Origin of the sequence: Laceyella sediminis (assembly GCF_003003125.1) — a bacterium.
GTDB lineage: Bacteria > Bacillota > Bacilli > Thermoactinomycetales > Thermoactinomycetaceae > Laceyella > Laceyella tengchongensis.
Genome location: NZ_PVTZ01000012.1, coordinates 19,509 through 32,430 on the forward strand (window position 1 = coordinate 19,509; position 12,922 = coordinate 32,430).

Annotated in this window: 12 protein-coding genes; 6 read left to right on the plus strand and 6 right to left on the minus strand. The window is 49.4% G+C overall.

Annotation, left to right across the window (positions count from 1 at the left end; all coding sequences use genetic code 11):
* Nucleotides 1-46 precede the first annotated feature (46 nt).
* The 6 genes from CLV36_RS13305 to CLV36_RS13325 form a co-directional block, all read right to left on the minus strand.
* Complete coding sequence (locus tag CLV36_RS13305; protein ID WP_106342980.1) at nt 47-808, minus strand: hypothetical protein; 762 nt, start codon at nt 806-808, stop codon at nt 47-49.
* 217 nt (nt 809-1,025) lie between these two features.
* The gene (locus tag CLV36_RS17380) at nt 1,026-1,169 is read right to left on the minus strand and encodes a hypothetical protein (RefSeq protein ID WP_181353041.1); all 144 of its coding nucleotides are present in this window, start codon (nt 1,167-1,169) and stop codon (nt 1,026-1,028) included.
* Between the two features lie 65 nt (nt 1,170-1,234).
* Nucleotides 1,235-2,806 carry an esterase/lipase family protein gene (locus tag CLV36_RS13310; protein WP_106342981.1) on the minus strand — a complete coding sequence of 524 codons (1,572 nt, stop codon included), beginning with the start codon at nt 2,804-2,806 and terminating at the stop codon, nt 1,235-1,237.
* Nucleotides 2,807-3,050: 244 nt separating this feature from the next.
* Nucleotides 3,051-3,248, minus strand: a complete 198-nt coding sequence (locus tag CLV36_RS13315; RefSeq protein ID WP_022737977.1) for a hypothetical protein — start codon at nt 3,246-3,248, stop codon at nt 3,051-3,053.
* A gap of 111 nt (nt 3,249-3,359) precedes the next feature.
* Nucleotides 3,360-4,892 carry an MDR family MFS transporter gene (locus CLV36_RS13320; RefSeq protein ID WP_022737979.1) on the minus strand — a complete coding sequence of 511 codons (1,533 nt, stop codon included), beginning with the start codon at nt 4,890-4,892 and terminating at the stop codon, nt 3,360-3,362.
* Between the two features lie 268 nt (nt 4,893-5,160).
* A complete protein-coding gene (locus CLV36_RS13325; RefSeq protein ID WP_054095735.1) occupies nt 5,161-5,409 on the minus strand; it encodes a hypothetical protein in 249 nt (82 codons plus the stop codon).
* Between the two features lie 183 nt (nt 5,410-5,592).
* Between CLV36_RS13325 and CLV36_RS13330 the strand changes: the two genes are divergently transcribed.
* The 6 genes from CLV36_RS13330 to CLV36_RS13355 all read left to right on the plus strand — a co-directional run bounded on the left by CLV36_RS13330 (nt 5,593) and on the right by CLV36_RS13355 (nt 12,784).
* Entirely contained in the window at nt 5,593-6,123 is a 531-nt protein-coding gene (locus CLV36_RS13330) for a GNAT family N-acetyltransferase (RefSeq protein ID WP_106342982.1), read from the plus strand.
* A 228-nt stretch (nt 6,124-6,351) separates the two neighbouring features.
* Nucleotides 6,352-7,407, plus strand: coding sequence for a hypothetical protein (locus tag CLV36_RS13335; protein ID WP_106342983.1), 1,056 nt, complete (start codon nt 6,352-6,354; stop codon nt 7,405-7,407).
* Between the two features lie 149 nt (nt 7,408-7,556).
* A complete protein-coding gene (locus tag CLV36_RS13340; protein WP_106342984.1) occupies nt 7,557-9,323 on the plus strand; it encodes an HSP90 family protein in 1,767 nt (588 codons plus the stop codon).
* Nucleotides 9,324-9,336: 13 nt separating this feature from the next.
* The gene (locus CLV36_RS13345; RefSeq protein ID WP_106342985.1) at nt 9,337-11,478 is read left to right on the plus strand and encodes a tetratricopeptide repeat protein; all 2,142 of its coding nucleotides are present in this window, start codon (nt 9,337-9,339) and stop codon (nt 11,476-11,478) included.
* A gap of 325 nt (nt 11,479-11,803) precedes the next feature.
* Entirely contained in the window at nt 11,804-12,295 is a 492-nt protein-coding gene (locus CLV36_RS13350; RefSeq protein ID WP_054095730.1) for a BslA/BslB family hydrophobin, read from the plus strand.
* Nucleotides 12,296-12,397: 102 nt separating this feature from the next.
* Nucleotides 12,398-12,784, plus strand: a complete 387-nt coding sequence (locus CLV36_RS13355; RefSeq protein WP_022737987.1) for a VOC family protein — start codon at nt 12,398-12,400, stop codon at nt 12,782-12,784.
* Nucleotides 12,785-12,922 lie beyond the last annotated feature (138 nt).

The window sequence follows — 12,922 nt, forward strand, 5'->3', positions numbered from 1 at the left end:
GATGGGAGAGTTTTCCCATCCTTTTTTTGTATTGTTGTGCATTGCTTTATTTAGTGTGAATGACACGGTTGTCGAAAAACAACAAGGGTGCGTTTTGTTCAAAAGAGGGGATCTGTATGCCCCATGATTCGACTGGAGACAGATTACAAGTATAGGAAAGGTAGCCGCCTACATGTGTTGCTCCTGCTTTGTCCGCGATTTTGACAATGAGATTGTCATGCAGGGGTTGAAATTTCATCAGACAATCAGCGAGCACTTGTTTGGCCTGGATTTCGTCCACTTCCGCGTGGATGACCACTTCAAAGAGGGCGAGTTGTTCTGATTTGTATACCCGATTTGCTTGATATTTGGGAATGTCGGTAAAAGGGACACCGAGTTGCGCGAATCGCTGTTCATACTCTGTCTCTTTAGGAGAAGCCGGGAGTCTGTTCAGCTTTTTCACAATGAAAACAAAAATTCCTACTACTGTCCCCAGCACCACTATGAAGCTCAGACAGGTATACAGCCATGCTTGTGTTTCGGATACGATAGTTGTGAGTGCGAAAAAGAGAATCAGATGAATAGTGATAACCGCGATCGCCCCGCGGAAATACCATTTTTTTAAACAAACTTCTTCCGAATTAGTAGATAATTCGAAGAAGGCATCCAGCAATATACCTGCTAAAGTGAAGATAAACAAAACCTTTACTGTGCTCCAATTGATCCATTGAAGTTTTTCATATAACACGTAAATCACAATGAAATATGTAAAAGTCAGTTCAATGGAGCTTTTGACGAGCCATTTTAAAAGATTGACTGTCTTATTCATATAGTACATCCCTTTATTTTTGCAAAATATTGTAGAAGCAATACGCTTTATGTTTGTTTATTAGTCAATTCATCCATAAATTTATTGATATATTATATGGATCAACTCCTTTATAAACAAAAATATATTGAATCGAATATTCGGTAAACATTTATATGATATAATATATCTATTATAAATTAAAGTTAAATATTTTATATTAATGGGTTAAAACAAGTTAGGGCGTGCCTGATGAATATGCCAGCGGCTTCAAAACCATTTTCTCATTCGCTTCACGCGTGGCGAGGCGCTCTTCGAGAAAAGGTTTTTCCGCCGCTTCTTTCCCACCAACTTGATTTGTCAGACACACCCTCATCTCCATATAAATAACTATCCCCTTCCATACTTATGTTGAAGGGGATAGTTATAAGTTCATTTATTATTGTGCTACGGACGAACGTGGATGCGGCCTTGCTTGTCCACTGCCACTGATTTGACAATGGTGCGGGCAAAAGGAGCACCGCTTGTAGTGGTTCCGCGGATATTGATAGTCAGGTTGTAGGTGCCCGCTGATGTGACCGGAATCTGGATGGCGCGGGAATCGATGGGGCCGCGTTTGCGGAGGATGATCCGTTCTTGTTTGTGGTTTGTGTGTGGATCGGGAATATATTGGATTTGCGCTTCTGTTTTGATTTCCTTGATCAGGTTGTGGCTTTTCCCTTTGTTGGTTGCAGTGACAAGGTATTCTGGAGCATAGGGTCTTTTTTGTTGTAAAGCGAGTTGGGCTGACAAGGGGGAGTTGAAGGTTGCGATCAGGGCATAGGCGCTTTTGCGGTCGGTAGAAGTGCGGATTTTCCAAGTGCCCGCCATCGGTTTGTTCAGCTGAGCGATATGTTGCCAAGCGCCTTTGAAAAGGGTTTGTTGGTCTTGCGTCACTTTGAACGAAGCCGGTTGCACTTGACCGTCAGGGCGGATGAGTTCTATGCGGTTGAGCGGGTGATTGCTCATCCAGTTAAGCGTGACGCTTTCCGTTCCGGGCTCAATCACAAGGGATTCCTCCAAGGTGCCTTCCTGTTCTCCGCCGGTAAGGTAGATATTGTTTTCTGCAAGGAGTGGAGAAACGCTTTCTGTCGTGTTATTGGCGGAAGCGGTTTGCCGGGTGGAGGTTAGATAGGGGCGGATCACATCAAAGGTCTCTTTCCCATGATAAATGGAGAGATGATCCCAATTTCCTGTTTTTATATGGTTGCCGTAGGGGAGCTTGGTGCTGCGCAAGGGCACGACGCCATCACTGTCTTCCAGCATGTAAAGTCCGCCAAACCAAGTCGGGGATAGGAAAGGGCCCCAGCTGTTACCAGCAACAGTGAAGTAAGCGTTTTCATTTATTTCCGGACGACTGTCGGTCTGGGTGCGGAAAGATTGCATAACGCCGGTTTGTAGACTGTATACGGCTTCGTTTCTTGTGCCGAGCAGGGATGACAGCCACCAGACCCAGTCGCTGTAAGCCAAGTCAGCTAGCGGACTGCCATAATGGGGTGAGCCGATGGTGATCACATTGGACACCAAAGGGTGTTTGCCATAGTGAACCAGCGCGGTTTGCGTGTCGATGCCCCCTTTGCTGTAACAGACCATGACCAACTTCTTGCCTGGGAAATGATCGGCGATCTTCTGTAACTGTTCGGCAAGCATCTTGCCGTTGTTCCAATTGCTACGGGGATCGCCACCAGCATCATGCAACTCAACGAAAGCGGTTTCAAAACCAGCCTCCCGTGCACGCTGATACATGTCGTTCCCAGTGTGCCAGATGCTGGATGCGTTGAACAAGCCTTGAACGAACACAATGACTGGTTTGGCGGGATCGGGTTGGGGTGGAGCGTCACCGATGTAAACGGTTCCAGGAACGCCGGGAATACCGATCACGATCGGAAAAATCGAACCGCCGTGTGATGTCGCTTGCGGGACGATCATGGAGAATAAAAGTAACAGGATGAGACAGCCGACAGCCCAAGTTTTTCGCATGTGCGCAATCCCTCCTTATTAGAAAAATATTGAATGTAACTGTATTATAACAGATAGATAATTTATTGTTAATATTCATATTCTTCTTATTTTTATAAATAAGTTTACAAACATGGAGTGGTATACAATCTGACCAATGGATTGCTGAGGCAAGTTATTTCAACAGTTGGCTTTATAAGTGTCGATGGGTGGTTGATAAACCAAAAAAGGCGAGTCTCTGTAGGGACTCGCCTATGCTACCCCATCATAAGAGATAGACGAACAAGATGCCGATGGTGGTGGCGACCAGATAGATTATTGACAGCAAGATGATACTTTTCTTTCTGCTTTGGGTATAAGCTTCGTTTTTCTGATTGGACTGGGTCGCTCCCAAGCGGAAAGTGACGAAAAAGGCAATGAGGCATAGCAACCCGCACAGGATGATTGCAGCTGTAGTCATCATTGCGACAAGCTCCTTTGATAATTGATAGGTTTACTCTCATTTAGCATACCATACCTAAACGCCTGTGCCCGCCCTTTTGGTTTCGGCTTTTTATCGGGGCGGCCTGATTTTTTAGGCTTCGCTTGGTTGGGTCGAAGGTTGTTTCGTTGTTTCCACTTTGCTATCGCCCATCAAGGCAATGGCAATGGCTGAGATGGCAATGGGAATCAAAGCCAGTAAAAAGGTATAGGTAATAGAGGAGGACATCGCATCTACGATTTTGTCCAAGACCATGGGCGGAATCTGCGCCCGCTCGCTCGCTTCAAAAATGGAACGCGCGTCATTGAGCTGGGCCGGATTGAAGGCGGCCGGGCCATGCATGTCTTTAAAAGCATCTGATAACTGATTGGTGAAGACTTTATTTTGGATGGTCCCGAATATGGTAATGCCCAGAGTCATGCCCAGCGATCGGAAGAACGAGTTGGTCGAGTTTGCCGATCCGCGGAAACGGGGCTCCATATTGTGAACAGTGGCTGTCGGCAGGAGTGAGAACGAAAAACCGACGCCGAAGCCGACCAGAATCATGTAGGCAGTCAACAACCAGCGTGTTGTGTCAGGGGTCATCGTGCTCAAAAGGAACATACCCGACAGATAAGCGATGACTGATAGGATCATCAGGGTGCGGAAGCGAATTTTGGTTTGGAACACCCCAGCGACTGCGCTACCAGCCACTGATCCCAACATCATCGGAGTCAGCACCAAGCCAGCGTTGGTGGCCGATCCACCGTACACGGCTTGCACAAAAATCGGGATGAACACGGTTAAGATCACAAACGTGGCGCCGTACAAAAAAGCGATCACTTGTGATGTGGCGAACAGGCGCCGCTTAAACATCCAAAAAGAGATAATCGGATCGGAAGCTTTTCTTTCTGCAAAGATGAACAACAGGAAGAAGATCGCGAAGCAAGCGAACAACCCGATGATTTGGGTGGAATCCCATGCGAATTCCTTGCCTCCTAATTCCAGGGCGAACATCAGGCTGACGACGGCCACCACCAGCGTAATCGCGCCCCACCAGTCGATTTTCTGCTCTCTGTGTTCTGTTGATTCCTTATAATATATGAAAATAAGAAACAGAGAAATTAAACCGAGCGGTACATTAACGTAAAAAATCCACTGCCAACTGATGTATTCAGTGATATATGCACCCAAAAGCGGGCCGAAGACGCTGGAAGTGCCAAAAACGGCGCCCAAGAGTCCAGTCATTTTGCCCCGTTTTTCAGGCGGGAAGATGTCAAATACGATAGTGAAAGCGATGGGCATCAATGCGCCGCCACCAATTCCTTGGATTGCGCGGTAGATGCTGAGCTGAACGATGCTTTGCGCCGTACCACACAAGATTGACCCTAGCAAAAACAGAGCCAAGCCCAAGATGAAGAAACGTTTGCGACCGTACATATCGGACAGTTTGCCGAAGATCGGCATGCCGGCCATCACCGTGACCATATAGGCGGAAGTGACCCAGACGAATTTGTCCAGCCCGCCCAGATCCGCCACGATGGTGCCCATGGCGGTGGCGACGATGGTATTGTCCATCGCCGACATCAAAATCGCCAACAGCAAGCCGACGACGACTAGACGGAGATTACTTTCTTTGGAAACCATTTGTTTAGCTCCTTTTTAACCAGTAATGAAGTGATGAGAATATTTTATAGTTGGTTCGCCGATTCAGCAAGTGAAGGTGCCGCGCTGGTGACTTGCCAAGAGCGGCGAAGGTGGGGGCATCACATGCCATAGAGGGGAGGAGCGGGTGGTTATGTATCCGTTTGTCCGGGTAAAGATTGGCCTGGTGAGTGTCACTTGATCTTGAGTTATCCTCTTTAAAAAAGAAAAAAGGCGTGACCAAGCCGGGGGGTGTACTCCCCGGCGCATTTTATATTTTTTCCCGTAAATGGTTAAGAAACTCTATGTGATAATCATCCCGGCGCTCCATGGCTTCATCGAGATAGGCGTTGATTTGCACTTGCAGATAGTGGGCTTCCTCTGCGGTGAGAATGATGTCAGGGTTGCTAAATTTATTCAAGATGGATGTGATCAATGACCGCTCTTGTCCGGCGTGGTTCAACGATCTCATCAATTTTTGGGCCAAGAAATACCGTTCTTTCAAATTGATGTAACTCATCAGGCTCCCTCCCTTTTGTCCAAATGAACTCAGGACAGGATAAGTTGTGACGTAACGCACCTTTTTCGTGAAATTCAATAAGAATAGTAGGATTTTAATCTAATATAAAGTAACTATCCGTTAGAGTCAATATTGATACAATTATCTTTATATACATAAGGATGTGTAAAAGGGGGCGGGCACGTGGTCATCAGATTATTGCGGGAGACAGACGCCGAAGCGTATCGCGACGTGCGACTGCGGGCGTTGCAGGAGTCTCCGGAAGCCTTTGGTAGCTCGTATGAAGAGGAAACGCAGTGGACAGTAGCCCAGTTTGCGGAGAAATTGGCGGTCACGCCGGAGCGTTGGATGTTGGGCGCCTTTGATGGGAAAGGCAAGCTGGTGGGTGTTATCGGATGGTATCGGGGGGCGCGATTGAAGATCCGGCATAAGTCCCATATCGTGGCTGTGTATGTGGAACCGGAGCACCGGGGAAAGGGGATTGCCAAGCAGTTGCTGTCGCAGGCGATTGACCGGGTGCGGACGGAAACGGATATAGAACAAAGGGCTGAAAGTGGGAGAGGGTTATGTAGATTTATGCCATATGGTTTTGCATATAGAAAAATAAGCGTGAGTAAAAGCGGTTCAGGTGCAAGCATGGAGAGGCGCCTAAACCGCTTTTTTCTGGAATTTTCGAAGAGCCTGTGCCATGTGAGTCAATTGGGACAGCAATGAGATGGGATGGATTCCCAGAAAAGTGGCGGCAATCCATTGACGTGCCTTAGTGTGATGTGAAATGATGGGCGTGTTATATAAAATTCTAAGAAATATCTCATATATCATGCATCAGATGACATGATTTGATGGGCTGGGATGAATGTGTTTGGCTGTGCGCTGGGAAAGAGCATTGCAATCCTATGGCGAGAAATACAGATTTTAAGTAAAGGAGAATCATAGATACTTATGACATCATTGCTCCATGAATTAAAACAGATTGCATCAGAAGTGGAGGCTGGGGTTTCCGAAGAGAGGCGGAGAGAGTGGATTGAAGAATTGTCGCTAAAGTGTGGCGAGTGGATGGGCCATGCGGACGCAGAGGTGCGGTGGACGGCGGCATCGATTTTGTATTGGTTGGGAATTGATGCCGAATATGCGGGCGATTTGCTGGAAGTGCGGAAGGAGGCGCTCAGAGTGTTGCACGAGCATCCTCTTTTTTGCAATCCGGTGGCGGAAGCGCTGCTCAGTGGATGGGATGAGCTGGATTGGGGAGCATTGCATCATGCGTTTGGCACGGCGGAGGATGTGCCGATCCACTTGAAGGCGATGTGTGCGGAAGACGAACGGCTTCGTGAACGGGGATTGACTCGCCTAGTTGATCATGTGCGCCACCAAGGGGGTTACTGTCAAGCGCTTCCCTATGCACTCCGTTTTCTGCTTCGCTTGCTGGCGGAAGAATATCCTTATCCGGATACGCAAAAAGAGATCATCGGCGTGCTGTTGACTCGCTTCGTTGATGATGAGGCGATTGTTTACGGCAAGGCCGGGCAGGTGCTTCGGGAAGGGATGATTTTGTATCTCCCTTATTTAAACCATGAGGAATTGGCGGTTCAAGATCAGGTGATCACCTTGTTGGGGAAAGTAGGCAAGGATCATCCGCTGGCGCACCGGGCCTTGATGGATATCATCGAAAGGTCTCCTTGGGAATATCAGCAGTCGCTCGCTCTTTACGCATTTGGGCATTTGCGGCACTGGTCGCCGGAGCATGAACAGTTGGTGCATGATTGGCTCAGTTTTCACCCATCTCGTGATTGGCAACGGGATGCTGCAGCGGCGCTCATCTTTTACCACGGAGGCAAAGGCCCAGCCGCGGCTTGGCAGAATATCCTCGATTATTTTCTTCATTATGGGCATGAATCGTCGCCGTCTGATCAACTTTTTATCAACTGGTGGACGAATTACACTAGGGAATCCCTCCCAACTGATTTAGAAGAGATCATTTATCGAATCTCTGATTTATAACCTTTCTTTCTTTTTTTAGGGGTGGCTGGGTGAATACCATGCAGTGATGATCTTTTTATTGACCAGTCAGTTTTTTTTCTACTCACCGGATTTTTTTCTATATAAAATGGTGAAGAGCAATAATCTTTATATTAGTCAGGTGAGAAAAGATGAGCGATTTCCACTTTAAAGTGAATCTTAAAGGCATGATTGATCTGTTGTCCAATCACTTATACAGTACACCCCAAGTGTTTGTCCGCGAGCTGTTGCAAAATGCAGTGGATGCCATCACCGCCCGCAAACAGCTTGAGCCGGATCATGATGGGAAAGTGGGCATGGAGGTGTTTACCGCCGAGGAGATGGCGCCCACCTTGTATGTGGAGGACAATGGTGTCGGCCTGACAGAAGAGGAAGTGCACCGTTTTTTGGCCCAGATTGGACAGACGTCAAAGCGGTCGGAGTATGAGACGGATTTCATCGGTCGGTTTGGGGTGGGGCTTCTGTCCTGTTTTATCGTCAGTGAGGAAATCGTTGTGATCTCGCGTTCTATCAAAAGCGAAGAAACGATCGAGTGGCGGGGACGCCCGGACGGAAGCTATCAGATTCGCAAATTGACGCAGACGATGTCCCCGGGCACCCGCATTTATATTCAAAGCAAAGAGGGATTTGAGCGTTATTTTGCACCTGAGCGGGTGCAAGAGTTTGCTAGGTATTATGGAGAGTTTTTGCCGTACCCGATTTTCTTCTACGGGGAGAAAGCGATTCGGCTGACAGCCGATCAAGCTCCGTGGGAGATGAGCTCCATCGATGCATTGGTGTATGGGAAAGAAAAGTGGCATGTCGACTTTATCGATGTGATTCCTCTACATTCACCGCTCGGTGATGCGCAAGGCATCGCTTACATTCTGCCGCATTCGGTCACTGTCAACGCCAAGCGAAAACACCGCGTTTATGTGAAACAGATGCTTTTGTCGGAGACGGTGGAGAAGATTTTGCCGGACTGGTCCTTCTTCGTTACCTGTGTGCTGAATGTGAATCATTTGAAGCCGACGGCCTCCCGCGAGGAGTTTTATGATGACGCGCTCTTGGAGTTGGTGAAAAAAGAGCTGGGCGATTGCATCAAACGTTATCTCCGACAATTGGCAGAACGGAAATCGCCGCTACTTGGGGAGATTATTCGCGTTCATTATTCCTCCCTGAAACTGCTGGCGTTGGAGGATGATGAATTGTATGCGCTGTTCATCGACTGGCTACCCTTTGAAACGTCACTGGGCACGATGACGATGGGGGAGATCCGCCGCCTGACGCCAACGATCTGCTATACGCCAGGCGTGGATGAGTTTCGGCAGATCAGCAAAGTGGCCAAAGCCCAATCGCGTTGCGTGATCAACGGGGGATACATGTACGATCTGGAGTTGATTGAAAAGCTGGGGCGCGTGTTTCCAGACACCCATGTTGAACGGATCGATTCTGCGGCATTTACGCAAGGATTTACCGAATTATCCATTGAAGAGCGAGAGTTAGCCTATTCTTTCATCCGATTGGCCAATGCGGTGTTGTTGCCTTACCGGTGCAAAGCGGAGATTAAGAAGTTCTATCCTCTTGATCTACCGGCGTTGTACACGACAAGCGAAGAAGGATTGTTTTTACGTATGGCCGAGCAAACCAAAGAAGAGGCCAATCCCCTGTTTGCATCGATCATTGAGCGGGTGACGACAAATCAGGCCGGACAGGATTATGCTCAATTATGTTTTAACTTTGAAAATGAGATCATTCAAAAAGTGATTCGGGTGCAAGATCCTGAGCTGTGCCAGTTAATTGTGGAAACGCTTTATGTGCAGGCGTTGCTGATGGGTCATTATCCCTTGAAGTCGCAAGAGATGAGTCTGCTGAATAGCGGGTTGGTTCGTTTCATTGAACGAGGCTTAGACGCTTAGGAGGGAACAAGTGATGAAAGAACAATTTGACTCGTTGATGAAGCGAGCAAAGGATTTGCCTGACGGTGAAGCGAAAATCGCCCTGTTGGAAGAAGCGGTGCGGCTGGCCGACACGTACCAACAGACGGAACTTGGGTTTTCAGCCCGCATGGAGCTAACGAAGGCGACGGTGTATGCTGGCAGAGCGGACAAGGCATTTACGACGTTTGGTTGGTGCTTGGCTCACTATGACAAACAGCCCGAGGCGTACAACAGCCTGGCTGTCATGTGGCAGTATAAATGGATTGTGGACAAGCTGGACCGGTTCCCGACGATCAGTCTGGAGCAAATGGAAGCGATGCTGGAAGATCTTAAGCAAAGGTACACAGCACTGGGTTACAATGAGCGCTTTTATCATCAGACCAAATTTGTTTTTGCCTGGAGAAGAGGCGACTGGGAAACGGCCGAACGGGAGTATGAGCGGTGGTTAGCAGTACCTCGCGACTCGATATCTGACTGTGTGGCGTGTGAGCTTGATCTTCAACTGGATTATTTGTTGAGCCGTGATCAGTTTGTGGAAGCGTATGAGCGGGTGCGGCCGATTGTGACCGGGCAATTGAGTTGTAGCCAATCCGTTCCGCATATCACCTTTGCCAATTTTCTGCTCCCCTTGTTACAGGAAGGTCGGCTGGAGGAAGCGGCCATGTTCCACGAACGGGGTTACCGCTTAATTCTTGACCAGCCAGGCTATATCTCCTCGAAAGCAAAGCATTTGAAGTATCTGACGATTATCGACCACGCACGGGCTATTTCTTGTTTGGAGAAGGGATTGCCAGAAGCGTTGGCTTCAGCAGACCCCCATTCTAAGTTCGAATATTTCTTGGCGGCTTCCGTACTGTTCGCCTATTTGGATGATCGGGAAAAGCAGGTGCTCCATATTCCCGAATATGTAACGGAAGCATGGTTGCAGGAGCAAACGGAGATGCTGGCACGCCAATTTGATGAACGCAACGGCACCACCCGCTACAGCGACCGCATCAGGGAAGAATTGCGGGAAGTGACATTGCTCGCCGGACGGGTGCGCGCTTGGCAGATGGAACAACAGGCGGGCCAGGAAGAGGGGGAAGCGGAGGCGCGAGCCGCATGGGAGGCACTGATGCGGGGCGTGGAAGCCCACGATCCGGAAGCGATGTTCCGGCTTGCGCTAGCCTTGCTCGAAGGCGGCCCGGAAGAGCAGCAGGAAGGTATCGCTTGGTTGCGCCGGGCGGCTGAGGCCGGCAGATTGGATGCGGCTCATGTGTTGGCGGAGCAATTGTTTGAGCGACAAGCAGCTGAAGAGGGGGCTGCGCTATTGCGGCAAACTGCGCAGGCGGGGGATCCCCAGGCGATGAATCAACTGGGCTACCGGTTGTTGTTCGGTGTAGGCTTGCCTGCCAACCAAGAAGAAGGAAGAGACTGGCTGCGCAAGTCGGCTGAAGCAGGTGCGTTGAGCGGCATGTTCCAATATGGGTTGTGTTTGCTTGATGGTCTGGGAGGGGCGCAGGAGCTTGAGCAAAGCGAGTTCTGGCTCCAACGCGCAGCCGAAGCGGGCCATGCAGTGGCGATGCAGGTGCTGGGTACGCTCTTGTTGGAAGGCAATCTATTCCCGCACCGGCAGGAAGAAGGGGAACACTGGCTCCGCCGATCAGCGGAGGAAGGGTATCCACCTGCCATGCATCAGTTGGGAAGCCGCTTGATCACGGGCCATGTGCTTACCGCGCAACCCGAGGAAGGGAAGCAGTGGTTGAAACGGGCCTCGGAAGCCGAGTATGGACCTGCTATGCATGAACTGGGCTACCGGCTGCTTGAAGGGGATGGCCTCGCCAAGAGCAGTTTGGAGGGTGAAGTGTTGTTGCGCCGGGCAGCCATGGTGGGAGAGGAAGGCGCCATGTTGGAGCTGGCCGGGCGGCTGTTGCAAGGAGATGGGGTCGCATTTCGCTGGGAAGAAGGGTTTGAGTGGTTGCGGAAGGCAGCTGCCACCGAACTGCCGGAAGCCATGTTTTTGCTAAGTTGCTATCTGCTGGACTATCCCGATTTAGCCACCCATGAGGGCGAGGCGGTAGAATGGCTACGCAAAGCGGCTCTCACTGGCCATGAAAAAGCGCAAGCCTTGTTGGATGAGTTGGGAAAAGCATAAATTACGCATCAGTCGGAGGCTGGCCACCCATGAGGGAGGCCGGCCGTTTTCATTTGGTCTTTACTTCCTGATTTGCACATTTTTTAAACAAAAAGGAATTTAAGAGAGAATGGAGAATTAACAGCGTGAATGTACGGATGACTCATTGATATTTGCTTGGGGTTGTCTGATAAATCAAGTTGATACATATGAAGTGGCGGAGACATCTTTTCCTGATAAGCACCGATGGGCAAGGAAAGCGAAGGGAAAGTGGTGTTGGATTCGCCGGGGATACGCACCAGACGCACCCTGAAAACCAGATGGATGAACAAAGGGGAGATGTGCAATGCGTTTGAGAATGGTATGGCTGTCCGTTATCGTGGGCTTGTCGTGGATGTTGGTGGGATGGACGAATCCGCCGGCGCCAGCAGATGCGGAGGTTCCGTCCAAGTGGCAAGCCGCTCAGGGGAAGGCATTGACAGTGAGGCTAGAGCCAAGCAAAAACAAGCAGGAAGCGGTGTCCGATGTGGTGATCACATACAAACCGGATGTCGTATTGGCTTATGGGCGGGCGAAGTTTCATTTGCCTAAAGGGTTTTCTGCGGTGGCCGGAGATCTGATCAATGGCCAACCATTGACGGCGGACTATATTCAAAACGGGGGGCAAACGGTGACTCTGCCGTTCGGCGTGGATATAGGGGCGATGCGCATATTTGAGTTGCGGCTGGTCGGGAAAAAGTTGCCCTCGGCGGGACAGTATAAGTTCAGAGCGGAATATTGGGGCATTGGCATCGGCATTTACAATACGGCCGAAGCGGTGCTAGAGTTGAGAAATTAAGTGCATCACCCCCAGTCTTATGCGGTCGGGGGTGTTTTCTATTGCGCCGATCATTTAAAATGAATGGCAACGGATGGTTCAATCAAGTGAGGAGGCGAAAGCGTGTCCATTCGCAAAATCGAACATGTCGGCGTGATGGTAAAAGATATGGATGCTTCACTAGCTTTTTATCAACAGGTGGTGGGGATGGAATTGATCCGCCGCATTACGGTGCCTGCTGGGGGATTGGAATTGGCGTTTCTCGGTTTTCCGGGCGCAGAGGAGACGCAGGTGGAACTGATTCAGGGATATCCGAAAGCATTGCCGGAGGAGGGCAAAGTCCACCACATTGCATTTACTGTGGATGATATCGAAGAGGAATGGAATCGGTTGAAGCAACTGAATGTCTCTTTTCAAGACGAGGAGATCACCACCCTGCCCGTTGGTCGCTATTTCTTTGTACACGGCCCTGATGGGGAGTGGATCGAATTTTTTGAACCGAAGAAGTGACGACAGAACGCCATGCTTTCCAGCATGGTGTTTTTCAAGTCATTATGCTAGAGCGTGTCTGATGAATAGGCCAGCGGCCAGACACACCCTAGTGGCATTTGCTGTGTTCATTGTATAATGAAGAGGGAGCGAAACAAC